This is a genomic window from Kitasatospora sp. NPDC059408, assembly GCF_042751525.1.
GTDB lineage: Bacteria > Actinomycetota > Actinomycetes > Streptomycetales > Streptomycetaceae > Kitasatospora.
In genome coordinates, this window is sequence record NZ_JBHYWI010000068.1 from 1 (window position 1) to 13825 (window position 13825).

At 74.7% G+C, this 13825-nt stretch carries 11 protein-coding genes; 5 read left to right on the forward strand and 6 right to left on the reverse strand.

Annotated features, from left to right (window positions below):
- Positions 1-737: 737 nt before the first annotated feature.
- Positions 738-1625, reverse strand: coding sequence for a class I SAM-dependent methyltransferase (locus tag ACFXDE_RS33095; protein WP_380498227.1), 888 nt, complete (start codon positions 1623-1625; stop codon positions 738-740).
- Positions 1626-4046: 2421 nt separating this feature from the next.
- On the opposite strand from ACFXDE_RS33095, the gene ACFXDE_RS33100 reads away from it, so the two are divergent.
- Genes ACFXDE_RS33100 through ACFXDE_RS33110 form a run of 3 tightly spaced genes read left to right on the forward strand, consistent with a single transcriptional unit; the run spans position 4047 to position 6267 of the window.
- A complete protein-coding gene (locus ACFXDE_RS33100; protein ID WP_380448692.1) occupies positions 4047-4313 on the forward strand; it encodes a hypothetical protein in 267 nt (88 codons plus the stop codon).
- 35 nt (positions 4314-4348) lie between these two features.
- Entirely contained in the window at positions 4349-5332 is a 984-nt protein-coding gene (locus ACFXDE_RS33105) for a 3-oxoacyl-ACP synthase III family protein (RefSeq protein ID WP_380448694.1), read from the forward strand.
- Complete coding sequence (locus ACFXDE_RS33110; RefSeq protein WP_380498228.1) at positions 5329-6267, forward strand: SDR family NAD(P)-dependent oxidoreductase; 939 nt, start codon at positions 5329-5331, stop codon at positions 6265-6267. The genes ACFXDE_RS33105 and ACFXDE_RS33110 overlap by 4 nt, the downstream gene beginning before the upstream one ends.
- Before the next feature lie 917 nt (positions 6268-7184).
- On the opposite strand, the gene ACFXDE_RS33115 is transcribed toward ACFXDE_RS33110, so the two are convergent.
- The 4 genes from ACFXDE_RS33115 to ACFXDE_RS33130 all read right to left on the reverse strand — a co-directional run bounded on the left by ACFXDE_RS33115 (position 7185) and on the right by ACFXDE_RS33130 (position 11420).
- Positions 7185-8543, reverse strand: a complete 1359-nt coding sequence (locus ACFXDE_RS33115; RefSeq protein ID WP_380498229.1) for a TIM44-like domain-containing protein — start codon at positions 8541-8543, stop codon at positions 7185-7187.
- 1000 nt (positions 8544-9543) lie between these two features.
- Entirely contained in the window at positions 9544-9999 is a 456-nt protein-coding gene (locus tag ACFXDE_RS33120) for a hypothetical protein (RefSeq protein WP_380498230.1), read from the reverse strand.
- 322 nt (positions 10000-10321) lie between these two features.
- Complete coding sequence (locus ACFXDE_RS33125; protein WP_380498231.1) at positions 10322-10768, reverse strand: hypothetical protein; 447 nt, start codon at positions 10766-10768, stop codon at positions 10322-10324.
- A gap of 412 nt (positions 10769-11180) precedes the next feature.
- Complete coding sequence (locus tag ACFXDE_RS33130; RefSeq protein WP_380498232.1) at positions 11181-11420, reverse strand: DUF6210 family protein; 240 nt, start codon at positions 11418-11420, stop codon at positions 11181-11183.
- Positions 11421-11633: 213 nt separating this feature from the next.
- Here ACFXDE_RS33130 and ACFXDE_RS33135 point away from each other — a divergent pair, with 213 nt between their 5' ends.
- Positions 11634-11915 carry a hypothetical protein gene (locus tag ACFXDE_RS33135; protein ID WP_380498233.1) on the forward strand — a complete coding sequence of 94 codons (282 nt, stop codon included), beginning with the start codon at positions 11634-11636 and terminating at the stop codon, positions 11913-11915.
- A 218-nt stretch (positions 11916-12133) separates the two neighbouring features.
- Here ACFXDE_RS33135 and ACFXDE_RS33140 read toward each other — a convergent pair whose 3' ends face one another.
- On the reverse strand, positions 12134-12541 hold the full coding sequence (locus tag ACFXDE_RS33140; RefSeq protein ID WP_380498234.1) for a DUF6896 domain-containing protein: 408 nt from the start codon (positions 12539-12541) through the stop codon (positions 12134-12136).
- A gap of 491 nt (positions 12542-13032) precedes the next feature.
- On the opposite strand from ACFXDE_RS33140, the gene ACFXDE_RS33145 reads away from it, so the two are divergent.
- On the forward strand, positions 13033-13347 hold the full coding sequence (locus ACFXDE_RS33145) for a hypothetical protein (protein ID WP_380498235.1): 315 nt from the start codon (positions 13033-13035) through the stop codon (positions 13345-13347).
- Positions 13348-13825 lie beyond the last annotated feature (478 nt).

Below are 13825 nucleotides of genomic sequence, written 5' to 3' on the forward strand. Positions count from 1 at the left end.
GGGTGGGGTCGGGGGTGGCCTGGGCGGGGGTGGGGGGCGGGCTGTCGTCGTCGCTGGTGGTGGTGGGGCGGGGGGTGGTGGTGGTCATGGTGGTGATGTGTTCCTTTCTTTGTGTTTCCGGGGTTGTTGCGGGCCCGGGGGCCGGGGGCGGGGGGCGGGCCGGCGGCTGGGGTGGCTCGTGTGTTGTTCCGGGGCCGTTTCGTGGGCTGGTTGCCGGTGTTGTTCGTGGGGCCGGTGTCCGGGTGGCCTTCTGTGGTGTCGTGTGGCCGTTTTGGGCCGGCTCGGTTCCGTTGTGTCCGTGCGGGCTGCGTGCCGGGGTTTTGTGCCGGCTTGGTGTCTGTCCGGGTTGTTTCCGGTGTTGTTGGTGCTGTTCCCGGGGTGTTCCTGGTGCCGGCCGTGTGTTTCTCGGGGTCGGCTGTCCCGGGGTTTTGCGTGTTGTTCCCGGTGTGGGTTCGGGTTTCGGGTTGTTGGTGTGGGCTGCCGCGGTCCGGCGGGCACGGCACCGCCCGCAACTAGCGCTCGGGGGACGGCACTTGGTCTGTTCCGGCGGCGGCCCGGCACCGCGGCACTTGGGCTGTTCCGGCGGCCCGGCGCCGCGGCACCGGGGTACCGCGGCGGCCCCGGCATCGCGGTGCCGCGGGAGTCTGGCGATCCGGTGTCTGGGTCCCGGTGTGGTCGCCGCGGGGCGCCGGGGCCGGGGGGCGGGGCCGGTGGTTGGTGCTGGGGGTGGGGGGGGGTTAGGGGCGGCGGGTGAGGGTGATGCGGAAGTTGTTGAAGATGTGGTCTTCGAGGGTGTAGGCGAAGATGTCGAGGTAGCGTTCGAAGCGGGCGATGGTGGTTTCGTCGGCGTGGGTGAGGGCTTCGGTGCGGTGGGTGGCGAGGTGGTGGAGCCAGGCGCGGCAGGCGCGGGCGAAGGATTCGGGTTCGTTGCGGATTTCGGTGACTTCGAAGAGTCCGTCGAGGCCGGTGGCGAGTTCGGGCAGGCGGGGGATGTGGCAGCCTTCGAATTCTTCGCGCTGGAGGAATTTGAGGTCGTCGAGGAGCTGGCGGCGCAGGGGCGGGTTTTCGACGGTCATGGTGTGGAGGACGAAGCGGGCGCCGGGCTTGAGGAGGGAGTGGACCTGCTTGAAGAAGACGCGGTAGCGCTGGGTGCGTTCTTTGGGGGTGAGGGAGGACAGGACGAAGTGTTCGAGGGCGTTGATGCAGAATGCGGCGTCGTAGGGCTGGCCGTCGTGCTGGTGGTCTTCCCAGGATTCGACGCGGGCTTCGATGGCGGGGTTGTCGAGTGCGGTGATGAAGTCGGCCTGGGTGCGGGAGAGGGTGACGCCGACGGCGCGGGTGACGCCGTGGACGGTGGTGAGGCGGTTGAGCATGGTGCCCCAGCCGCAGCCGATGTCGAGGACTTTGGCGGTGTGGGCGGCGTGGGCGAGGTCGGTGAAGACGTCGAGCTTGCGTTCCTGGGCTTCGTCGAGGGTGGCGACGAGGTCTTCGCCGTCTTCCCAGTAGCCGCCGGAGTACATCATGGTGGGGCCCAGGATGAGGCGGTAGAGGTCGTTGCCGACTTCGTAGTGGTGGCGGATGGCTTCGACGTCGGGGTTGATGGAGCGGGCGTCGATGGTGGTCATCGGGGGTGTCCTGTTCTGTCGGGGGTGGGTTGTGGTGTGGTTGCGGGCCGGGGCCGCCGGGTGGCGGTCGTCGGGGCCCGGTGGTGGGGGTGCGGGGGCCGGCGTGCGGTGACGGTCGGTCCGTGGCGGGTGCCGGTGGCCCGGGTGTTGTGCCGGGCGTGAGGCGTGCGGTGTGCGGCCGTGGGGGGCCGGTGGCCGTGGTGCGTGGACCAGGGTGCGGTGGTGCCGGGTGGTGCGGCGCCGGTGGTCGGTGGTGCTTCGGTACGTGTGACGCCGGGTTGTTCGGTTCCTGGTGCGGGCGGGCCGGTTCCGGGTCGGGCCCGGTGGCGGCTGGTGCCGGTTCCCGTCCGGTGGTGCGGTGAGGCCTGGAGCCGGGTGGCGCCTGGCCGTTCAGTGCCGGTTGCCCGTTGTCCGGCGGTGCATTGGTCGTGGTGCGGGTGACCAGGCCGGCGTGCGGTCCGGGCGGTGCGGGGTTGTGCGGTGATGGTCTGTCCGGGCGGGTGCCGGTGGCCCGGGTGTTGTGCCGGGGTGAGGCGTGCGGTGTGCGGCCGTTGGGGGGCCGGTCACCGCGGTGGCGATGGTGATGCGGGCGCCGTGAGGCGTGGGCCTTGCGGCGGTGGTGCCCGGCGGTCCGGCGCCGGTGGCCGGTGGCGCTTCGGTACTTGTGACATTGCTCTGTTCGGTTCCTGGCGCGGGCGGGCTGGCTCCGGGTCGGGCCCGGTGGTGGCTGGTGCCGGTTCCCGTCCGGTGGTGCGGTGAGGCCTGGAGCCGGGTGGCGCCTGGCCGTTCAGTGCCGGTTGCCGGTTGCCGGTTGCCGGTTGCCCGTTGTCCGGCGGTGCATTGGTCGTGGTGCGGGTGACCAGGCCGGCGTGCGGTCCGGGCGGTGCGGGGTTGTGCGGTGATGGTCTGTCCGGGCGGGTGCCGGTGGCCCGGGTGTTGTGCCGGGGTGAGGCGTGCGGTGTGCGGCCGTTGGGGGGCCGGTCACCGCGGTGGCGATGGTGATGCGGGCGCCGTGAGGCGTGGGCCTTGCGGCGGTGGTGCCCGGCGGTCCGGCGCCGGTGGCCGGTGGCGCTTCGGTACTTGTGACATTGCTCTGTTCGGTTCCTGGTGCGGGCGGGCCGGTTACGGGTGGGGCCCGGTGGTGGCTGGTGCCGGTTCCCGTCCGGTGGCGCGGTGGGCCTGGGGGCGGGTGGTGTCCGGCTGTTGAGGGTGGTTGCCGGTTGCCCGGTTTTGCTCCGGGTGTGAGGCGTGGGTGCGGGGTGCCGGCCGGTGGCGGTGTTCCGTGTGGTGCTGGTGACCGGTCGAGCGGTGGTGCCTGGTGGTGCGGTGGCCGTTCAGCGTGTTCTGACGGTTGCCCGGTTTCCCGGTGGGGCGTTGGGCGGTGGTGCGGGGTCCTTTACCCGGGCGGTGGTGCCTGGTGGTGCGAGGCTGGTCGCCGGTGGTTCTTCGGAGGTTGTGGCGCTTGGCTGTTCAGGGCCTGGCGCCGGTGGGTCGGCGGTGGGGCGGTGCCCGCGCGGTGGCGGGCGGTGGTGCTTGTGGTGCCTGGTGGTTCGGTGCCGGTTCCCGTCCGGTGGGGCGGTGGGGCGGTGGGGCCTGGTGGTTGGGTGGCGCCTGGCCGTTCGGCACCGGTGTCCGGTGTCCGGTGGTGGGTCGGGTGGTGGTTCTTCGGTGCGGGTGGCGCTGTTCCTGGTGTGCCCGGGGCCCGGTGCTGGCTGCCCGTTGCCCGTTGCCTGGTGCCTGGTGCCTGGTGCCTGGTGCCTGGTGTGTGGTGCCGGCTTGTTGGCGGGTGGGTGTGCGGGGGGGGGGGGGTGTTGGGTGGTGCGGTCGTGGGTCAGGTAAGCGTGGTCCTCGCAAGTGGTGCGCAACAGGGGTGGTTGTGGGGGGTGGTTGCGGGGTTTTTGCGTGGGGGCGGGTTTTATGCGGTTGTCGAAAGCGACACGGTTGCGGCGTCTGCCCGGTTCCGTCGTCCCCGGGGGGTTTTCCTGGGGGGCTGGCTGGGGTGGGTGTGGCCGGTGGTCCGCGTTTCCAGCGCGGGCGGCCGGTCTGGTCGGGTCCGGGTCGTGTTCGTGTGAACGGCCTGGCGGGACCGGCTGGTTGGCCGGTCTGGCGGTCCGGCACCGTTGTGCCCGGCTCCGTCTTCTCCGGGGGGATCTCTTCCCCGGGAGGGCTGGGGGTGGGTGCGGCCCGCGGTCCGCGTTTCCAGCGCGGCCGGTCCGGTCTGCTCTGGCCCGGGCCCTGTTCGGTCCGGTCCGGCCCAGCCTGGTCTGGTCCGGCTCGGGTCGGTCTGGCCCTGTCTGGTTTGGTCCGGGTTCGGGCCTGTGTTGTGTGTGGACGGCCCTGTCAGGGGTTGTGGTTCGGCGTCCTTTGTTCCGGCGCGTGGTGTGCCGGGGGGCGCGTGTGTGTGGAAGGGATGGTTGTGTGATGTCGGGGATTCCTTCGGTTGAGGATCTGGCGGCGCAGTTGCAGGCGGTGTCGGGTGCGCGGGAGATCGATGCGGATGCGGCGTTGCAGCACATCGCGGATGTGGATTCGCTGGATCTGATGGAGTGGCTGTACGGGTTCCAGAACGCGTATCCGCATATCGGGGCGGATGAGTCGTTGTTCGCGGATATCGATGACACGACGACGTTGCGGGTGGTGCACGGGCGGATCGTGGCGCTGGCCGGCGGCGCGGGTTCGGGTTCCTGAAAGGGGGCGGGGAGGCAGGGGAGAGGGGGCGGGTGGTGAGCGGTTTCGATGTCGCCGGGTGGGGGATGTGGGTTCCCGGCCGGGTGGTGACCAGTGCGCAGCTGGCGGAGCGGTTCGGTGTGGATGAGCACTGGATCGTCTCCAGGTGCGGGATCCGTGAGCGGCGGGCGGTGTCGGCGGGTGAGACGACGGCGTCGATGGCGGTGGAGGCGGGGCGGCGGGCGCTGGAGCGGGCGGGGTTGTCGGGGTCGGATGTGGCGCATCTGATCGTGGCGACGGCGACGCCGGAGCAGCCGTCGCCGGCGACGTCGGCGTTCGTACACGAGGCGCTGGGGATCGCGGGCAGTGCGCATGACGTGAACGCGGAGTGTGCGGGGTTCGTGTATGCGTTGGTGACGGCGGCGGGTCTGATGCGGATGGATCCGCGGCCGGTGCTGGTGGTGGGTTCGGACACGCACACGCTGACGGCCAATCCGGCGGACCGGGATCTGTCGATCCTGGTGGGGGATGGTGCGGGGGCGGTGGTGCTGGTGCCGGGGCCGGTGGACCGGGTGCGGGCGTGGAATCTGGGTGCGGACGGCTCGTGCAAGGACTCGTTGAAGGTCCTGGCGGGTGGTTCGCGGATGCCGGTCAGTGAGGAGACGGTGCGTGCCGGTCTGCATTATGCGCAGATCAACGGTAACGAGATCTATCTGAACGCGGTGCGGTACACGGTGCGTACGATCCGCGAGACGCTGGAGCAGGCGAAGGTGAGTGCGCTGGATGTGGATCATGTGGTGCCGCATCAGGCGAACATCCGGATCATCAATTCGGTGCTGAATCACACGGGGATTCCCGCGGACCGGCTGGTGGCGAATCTGGACCGGTATGGCAATACGGCGTCGGGTTCGGTGCCGATCGCGCTGGCGGAGGCGCTGGACGCGGGGCGGATCAAGGATGGTGACACGGTGTTACTGGCCGGTTTCGGTGCGGGGATGACGTGGGGTTCGATGCTGCTGACCTGGGGAGGTGCGGCGTGAGCGGCCAGGACACGGGCGCCCGGGACACGGGCGGCCGGGACGCGGGCGGCCGGGACGTGAGTGCCCGGGACACGGGCCGGGACGTGAGTGCCCGGGAGACGCGCCGGGATGCCGGCCGGGACGTGAGTGCCCGGGATGCGGCCGGCCGGGACGCGGGCCGGGATGTGAGTGCCCGGGAGGCGGGTGGCCGGGGTGGTGTGGGCCGGCGGCCGGTGTCGCCGGTGGCGTTGGTGACGGGTGCCTCGGGCGGGTTGGGGCGGGAGCTGGCGCTGGAGCTGGATGCGGCGGGGTGCCGGGTCGCGGTGCATTTCAACTCCTCGCGCCAGGCGGCCGAGGAGGTGGCGGGCAAGCTGGTGAACGACCATGTGGTGGTGGGCGGGGACGTGGCCGATCACGGCGCGGTGCTGGCGATGGCCGCGGAGATCGAGGCGGTGCTGGGTCCGGTGGACGTGCTGGTCAACAACGGCGGGATCCGCAGGGACGCGCTGATGGCGATGCAGTCGCCGGCGGACTGGCGGCGGGTGGTCGACACGAATCTGGTCGGTTCGTTCCACACGGCGCGGGTGTGTGTGCCGGGGATGCTGCGGGCGCGGTGGGGGCGGGTGGTGAACATCGTGTCGCCGTCGGCGCTGATCGCGACCGCGGGGCAGACGGCGTATTCGGCGTCGAAGGCGGGGCTGGTCGGGATGACGCGGACGCTGGCGGCGGAGTGCGGTCGGCGGGGGGTGACGGTCAACGCGCTGTCGCCCGGGTTCATGATCACGGGGATGACGGACACGCTGCCGCAGAAGGTGATCGAGGCGATGCGGGACAAGGCGCCGATCCCGCGGTTCGTGACTCCGCAGGAGGTCGCGCGGGCGATCCACCTGTTCCTGGACCAGGACTGCATGACCGGTCAGGTCATCAGCATCGACTCGGGCGCCTCGATCACCTGACCCCCCCGCAACCCCGGCCCGGGAGCGTCCCCGGCCTCGCACCGTCCGCGCAGGGCCCGCCCCCGGGCCCGCCCCCGGGCCCGCTGCCTTGCGGCCGGTGCTGCCATGGCCCCGCCCCCCGCTCTCCCCGCCCCCCCGGGAGAGCGTGGGGGGCGGGGCCATGGCCGTTTGCGGGCCCGGACAGGACCGGCCGGTCCCGGGCCTGCTGCGTGAGGGGTGCCGGCTGGCGGTTCGGGCTGTCCGGGCTCTGGGCGGGGTCTCTTCTCTCGGCCCCCGGCCCTCGGCCCTCGGCCCCCGGGCACCGCGTCCCCGGGCCCGGTCTTGCAGTGCGGGCACCGCGTCCCCGGCCGCCGCCCGGGCCGGTCCCCGGCTGGCGCGGCGCGGCCGGCGTCCCGCGCGTGGCACGGTGGCGGGACGGGGCTGGGGCGTTGGTGCCTGGGTGTTCATGGAACGTGTGGCCCGGTAGGCCGGTTACGGCGTGGCCGCCTGCTCCGGCTCTGGCTCCCGCCTTCGCCGGCGTGGCCGCCTGCTCCGGCTCTGGCTCCCGCCTTCGCCGGCGTGGCCCGGGCGTGCGGATCCGCTGTGGGCGGGGGCCGGGGAACGCCTTGGTGCGGGCGGCGGCCCGCGTGTCGCCGGGCGGTTGCGTTGCGGGGTGGTCCGCCGGGGCCTGGAGCGGGGGTTGCTGTTGGGGGGGGAAGGAATCCGTGACCCGCCGGCGTGCGGTGTCGAAGGGTGGCACTGACTGCGCGTGGAGGCGTCTGGGCCCCGCTCCGGCTCGGGTTGTGCCGGCCCTGGCTGTGCCGTGCGGGGTGGCCCGGTTCGGTGGCCGGGCCGCCGTGCCCCCGGTCCGGTGGCCTGTGGCCGGGCCGTGGGGCCTGTTGGCCCCCGGTGTGGGGTGCGGGGTGCGGGGTGCGGGGTTACTGCGTGGTGGTGGCGGTGACGGTCCATGTGCCGGGCGGGGTGTCGTCCAGGCGCAGGTCGAAGGTGAAGGTGATGGGTCTGCGCTGGTGCGGGTCGCCGTGCAGGACCTGTTCGCTGTGGCGGTCGACTTCGTAGTAGACGCCCTGGGCGTCGACCGTGAGGCGGAAGACGATGGGGGTGCGGGACAGGAGCGAGGTGACCTTGACGGCTGTGATGTCGGCCTGGCGCAGGACGGTGCGGCGGGGGGTGCGGACGGGGGTGAAGTCGAGGCTGCCGTCGTTCATGGCCCATTCCTCGAGGAACCGTTCGACGGCGACTTCCAGGACCGCCCTGTCGAAGCGGGCGTCCAGGACGCTCAGGTCGCCGGCGGCGGTGTCGGCGTCGGTGGTCCACGAGATGTTGGTGAGCGACAGGATGTCGCCGGCCCCGGTGAGCGAGGTCTTGCCGGCGACTTCGAGCACGGCCTGGCGGGCGACGTCCTTCTGGTCCCAGCCGTCGGTCTCGATGGCGGCGCTCAGGTGGTGGGCGCCTTCGGCGGCCTGTTCCAGCGACGACACGATCCACTCGCCGGCCGCGTTCTTGCGCAGGGTCCAGTACTCGACCGGGCGGGTCGAGCCGTCCTTGCGCACGCCCTGTCCGCCGTCGGCGCGGCGCACGTAGTCGTGGAGGGTCGCGGTGATCCGGAAGGTGACGGTGTCGTTCACCTCGCCCGCGCGGTTGGCGACGTCGACCAGCTCGACGGCCGGGCCGGAGACGATCTCCACGACGTTGACCTCGCCGCGCGCGGCGTAGTCCTGGAGTTCCTCGGCCCACTTGCCGTACAGCACCGGGGACAGGATCCGCCGCAGCGTGGCGAGGTCGTGCCCGGTCCAGGCGCGCTGGGCGCTCTCGTACAGCCACACGGCGCGCTGTTCGAGCGCGGCGCGGTCGAAGGTCGCATCGGTGTCGGCGATGGCGTCCACGCGGGCCGAGACGTGGGCGGCGCGTTCGCGCGCCTGCGCGTCGGCGCGGTGGGCGGTGCGGTCGGAGACGGTGTTCAGGCCGTCCGCGAGCTTTGCCTTGCGGCGCCGGGACCACAGCCACAGGATCAGCAGGATCACGGCCACGATCACCAGCAGGGTGACGATCCCGCCGCCACCGCCGCCGGCCCCGAAACCGGTGCCGAAGCCGGTGCCGAAACCGCCGCCGCCCGACCCGTGGAAGCCGCTGCCGTGGCCGCCCCCGCCGCTGCCCCCGCTGCTGCCGTGGCCGCCGCCGAAGCCGTGGCCGCCGCCCCCGCCGCGGGCGTAGGCGGCCGTCGGGCTGCTCAGCGCGACGGCTCCCGCGAGCACGCATATCCACCGGCGGACGCGCACCGGGCCCTCCCTCAACGAACCGAGATGTTCCGGCAAGCCTACAAGCCGGGGGTGTCCGGGAGGTGTGGCGGGCGGCCGGCGGCCCGGCAGCGGGGCGGCGGGCGGCCCGGCAGGGGGGCGGCGGGGCCTTCCCGGGGCGGGCCTCCCGGGGCGGGCCGGCGGGTCTTCCGGGGCGGGGGTCCTGGGCCTGCATGACGTCCGGGCTCCCGTGCCCGCCCCGAACGCCGGGGCCGCCGGCCGCGGGTCTGTCGTGGGCCGGCCGGGGGTCGGCCGCGGGCTGGTCGTGGGCTGGCCGTGGGCTGGTCGTGGGTCGGTCGTCGGCTGGCCGTGGGCTGGTCGTGGGCCGAGGCCGGGGTCTTTGAGGCGGGTTCCTGTCCGGGATCACCGGTCGTCACCGGGTTGCGGGGACGTACGCCGGGGGACGCCGGGGCTCTTTGCGACCGTGTGCCAGGCGCCGGGCCTGGCACACGGTCGCGGCGGGGCCCTGAGGGCTGCGCGGGGTGTTCGGGGCAGGGCGCCGGCCGGGCGGGCGGGTGGTGCGCCCGTCGAGTGCGCCTGCCGCCGGCCACCGTCACGGTGCGCGGTGCGAAGAGCGGCCGGATCCGCGGGATCGTGCCGATGCGGGGTGGAGCATGCGGCGCGGTGGGTGGCGGTGGCCTCGCAGGGGTGGTTTCCCGCGTCATCCGCTCCGGTACTGCGGTCCGAAGCCCGATCCGCACCCGGCTCTCTCCAGGACGGCCCCGGGCACCCGGGCATGACGGCCCGTGAGGCCACCGGGCCGGGGGCGGGAGCGGGCCTGCTGGTGGCGGTGGGTGGTTGCTGGGTGTCCGCCGTGCGCCGGACAGCGGGAGGAGACCGGGGTTCCCCGAGCCCCGGGCCCCGGGCCCCGGGCCCCGGGGACCGGGCCGGGCCGGTGAAGGCCCTGGGCCAGGCGTGGGGCCGGGCGCGGGACCGGGCGCGCGGGGCATGATGTGCCCGGTCCGGCGGGGTGCCGGCGTCGTCAGGGTCCCGGGGACGCCTGGGCCGGGGCGGGCGGGGGTGTCTCGCCGCGGGCGGCGAGGCGCCGGTGGAGCAGGGTGCGCAGGCGGGCGGACGCACCGGGCAGGGCGCCGAGCCTGCGGACTTCGTCCGCTTCGAGTTCGCTGCGCCCGGCCAGGGCTGCGGCGGCGGCGTAGGGCCGTCGGCCTTGCGTGAGTTTGGCCGCGGTGGCGTTCAGGACGGCGTGCAGGACGGTGCGGTCCGCCGCGGGGTGCCCGGCCAGCAGGTGAAGGAGCCGGTTGTCGTTCCAGGGGCTGTGGCGGGCCGCGGCCAGTTCCAGCAGGGCTTCGGGCGGGGTGTGGGGGTTGGCGGCGAGCTCGTGCCAGACGAAGGGGTAGGGGCAGCGGGCGAGCCGGTGCAGGACGCGGCCGTCGTCGCAGGCGCGCGCCAGGTCGCGGTAGTGGGCGGGCGTGTGCATGCGGGGCGGCTCCTGGGTGTCGGCGCCTGGGGGCCGTCATCCTTCCGTCCGGGCGCGGGCGGGAGGGGATTGTGTCCGGCCGGGGCGCGGTTGCGGGCGGGCGTCGGTGCGGCCGGGTGGTGGCGGCTGGTACATCGGGGCGGGAGCGGGGGCGGCCGGTGCCGGGCTGCAGGAGGGCGGTGGGGCCGTCGGGGGCGGGGTCGGTCGGTGCCGGGTCGCAGGAGGGCGGTGGGGCCGTCGGGGGTGGGGTCGGTCGGTGCCGGGCTGTAGGAGGGCGGTGGGGCCGTCGGGGGCGGTCACGGGCTCCAGGCCTCGTCGGCTTCTATGTGCCGCGGCCCCATCGCGTGTAGACCCGTTCGATCTCGGTCAGGTACTGGGCCGCGTCGAAGCGGACTTCCTCGATGATGCGGTCCCTGGCGTCGGGGTACATCAGGCCGTCCCACACCACCGTCCGGCCCCGGAGCCGGATGCGGATGCCGACGGCCGGGGCGGCGTCGGGGCCCTGACCGTGCGTCGCGACGTGCACCTGCCGGGCTTGATCGCTCGGGTAGAGGGGGCCCGCGGGTCTGAGCAGCCGGCCCGGATGGCCGCCGGTGGCGCCGTCGTGGGTGCGCGCGATCAGGTCGAGGCCGTCGACGAAGAGGTACGTGTGCACGGCGCTGCACGTGGGCGGCCCGGGGCAGGCCGTGATCAGCAGTGTGCCGACCGGGCCGTGCCCCTGACGGCCGGCCGGGCCGGCGCGCACCGGGCGCGGGGACCTACGCGGCATCGGCTCTCGGTGGCATCACGGAGCCGATGATAGGCGGCCGGTGGCCTGTGGGGCGGGTGCTTTTCCTGCCGGGGCACGGATCGTGGCCGCTGTCGCCCCGTGTGCCGCCGGTAGGCGGGGCGGCGCCGGGGCCGGGGAGCGGCCGGTGCCGGGGTGGGGCGGGGCCGGTCGGTCGGAGTTGGACCACGGCGGGACGGCGGGACGGCGGGACGGCAGGACGGCAGGACGGCGGGACGGCGGGACGGCGGGACGGCGGGGCCGTCGGGGGTGGCCACGGGGATCCGGGCCTCGTCGGCTTCGTGGAGGCGGGTGTCGTCCGGGCGCAGCGGGTGGGGGGTTTCCGTGCTGCCGTCGCGGGCCCGGAAGCGGATGCCGGTGACCGCTTCGCGCGGGGCGGTTTGTTGCGCGGTGCTCAAGGGGCGGCCGTGTGTGCCGGCGCCGCGGAAGGCCTGCTCGAAGAGGCGGCGCAGTGCGTGGAGGGCGGCGGGGCGTGGAGGGGGACGAGGTGGCCTTCGGCGTGGCCCTGGCGGCAGGCCAGGCCGCCGTACTGGCTCTGGCGGACGATGCCGGTGGGCGCGTGCACGAGCGCGTACAGCCAGGATCGGCCGCCGGTGGCGTCGGGGTCGAGGAAGACGAAGCGCGGGCGGTCCACGGGGCCGGTGTCCCCAGGCCGGGGAGGGGGGTTCAACCGGGTTTCGCCCCACCGGGCCGGGGCGCCAGGGCCGGGGCGCCGGGGCCGGGGCGCTGGGGGCGGGCCGGCTGGTGCGGGTGTCCGTGCGAGGACGCGGGCCGGTGGACGGGGCCGTGCGGGCGAGGACGCGGGCCGTGGCGGGGAAACGGGGGGCTGAGGGTGTTCGCCGGGGGCGTGCGGCTGGTGGTCGGCAACGATGGTGATGCGCCGCTGGAGCCGGCGGTGGAGCCGTGGGCCGGTACCCACCGGATCCTGCCGGGGCAGACCTGTGTCGTGGTCACCCACTCGCCGGCCGGTGACGGTTCCTGGTCGGGAACGTCGCGGGGGGGGGAGCCTTTCCGGGGCGGCCATCGGCGGGATTCGATCACGGTGTGGGCCTGTGGCGGCTGCTTCCACATCGACGACATGCAGGGCCGGGAGATCGGCGCGGCCGGCTGGAACTGCCCCGCCCGGTAAGCGGATTCCTGAGGGCGGGCGAGACCGTGGCGCGACCGCGGGCCGCCGTCGTTCACCGGCGCGGCAGGCGGCAGGCGGCAGGCGGCAGGCGGCAGGCGGCAGGCGGCAGGCGGTGGGCGGTGGGTGTGATGGTGGCAGGCGGTGGGTGTGGTGGCGGGCGGTGCGGGTCGGGTCGTTTCGGGTGGCCAGGCCCTGTGCGGGCCCGCCCTGTGCCGTTGTCATGCCGCGGGGCGGGCCCCGGTGACGGTGAACCATCCCGGCCGTACCTCGGCCAGCAGCGGCTTCAGTGATTCCACCGCGGAGCGCAGGTCCTGTTCCGCGGGGTCGCGAGGTTCGGGCAGGGTCTGCGCGTAGCGGCGCAGCCGCCAGAGATCGAAGATCTCCCGGCCGTCGCCCGTGAAGTCCGTGTCGATCTCGGTGCCGTCCTCACGGGTGAACAGGCAGCCCGCGCCGTGGACTTGGTAGGAGTAGGTGCCGATCCTGCCGCGGCCGGCGATGATCCGCCGGGAACGGACCAGGCCGAGCACGTCTGCCGGCCGTTCGAGCGGGACGGACGCCGCTCTCATGGCCGCGCCGACCGCGCCGAGGGCGTCGATGTAGCCGGTCACGAGATCACGAGCCGTCACCGCGTGTGACCCTGAAGCCGTGTTCCGTTCCATGCGTCCTGCCGTGTCCGTCCGGAAGGTCCGGGTTGATACCGGGTGGGGCCAGTGTTCCTGCGCGCGGGCAGGAGGTCAACGGGGTTCCGGCTCACCGGCAGGGGCCGGGGCCGGCGGTGTGGACGGCGGCCGACGGCCGGTGTGCCGTCACGTGCCGTCAGGCGCCGGGGCGGGGCGGGCAGGATGTTCCCGGTCCGCTCGCTTGCCGGTGTCCTGCGCCGGGGCCTCGTCGCGGTGAGCGCCGGCTTCGCCCCCGGACGGGGTTGCGGCAGGGCCGGGGCACCGCCGGCCGGGCCGGGGCGCTTCGGCCGGGCGTGGACGGCCGGGTCTTCTGCGGGCGATGGCGGCGCCTGCCGAAAGCCCGGCCGTCACGGCCGTTCGCACGGGCCTCGTCCGGCAGGCGATGATCGGGCGCGAGGACGCGATCGGGTATCCGGAAAAAAAAGGGGGTGGTGCGGGTGGCGCTGGCGGGGAAGGGCTCGCGGGTGATCGTCGTCGGCGGGGACCGTTACCGATGGACGGTGGCACCCGACGACGAGCCGGGGCTGGCCGTCGTGGTGGCGCACGCGCAGGGTGACGGGCAGCGCCTGGTGGTGTGGGTGGAGCACGGCGTGGTGATCGCGCCGGGACTGGTGGCCGGCCTGATCCGGGAGGCGCTGGTTGGCCACGGCTGGACGCCCCGAAGCCGCCGGCGCCAGCTGACGCTGCGCAGCCCGGACGCGAACCCGGACCCCGCCCGCCCGGCCCTGGCGCCCTGGCCGCCCGCGCAGTGAACACACCGCGCGGCCACCCGGCTGCTCCCGGCGGGCCACAGCGGGTCGCGGCGCGGGGGAGTGGCGACGGCGCGCCGCCCGCCCCCCCGGCCGGGACACGGGGTGCCGCCAGAGGAGCAGGCCGGGCGGGGCCGGGTGCGCGGGCGGGGCCGCACGACCGCGCCGTGGCCCCGGGCGGGCCGGCGGGCGCGGTGTCACCTGCGGTGCGGGGGCGCGGTTTCGGCGGTGTGCCGGTGTCCGTGCCGGGGCACGGCGGCCGGGTACGCGGCCGGGTACGCGGACGGGTCGGGGTCGTGATCGGGGGGTGTCGCGGCGTGCGGTGCGGGCGTGGGTGAGCCGCAGGCGGCCAGCGGTGGGGTCCGGGCCCCGGACCGCGGGGCGCCGGGTGCGCGGGCGGGGCCGCACGACCGCGCCGTGGCCCCGGGCGGGCCGGCGGGCGCGGTGTCACCTGCGGTGCGGGGGCGCGGTTTCGGCGGTG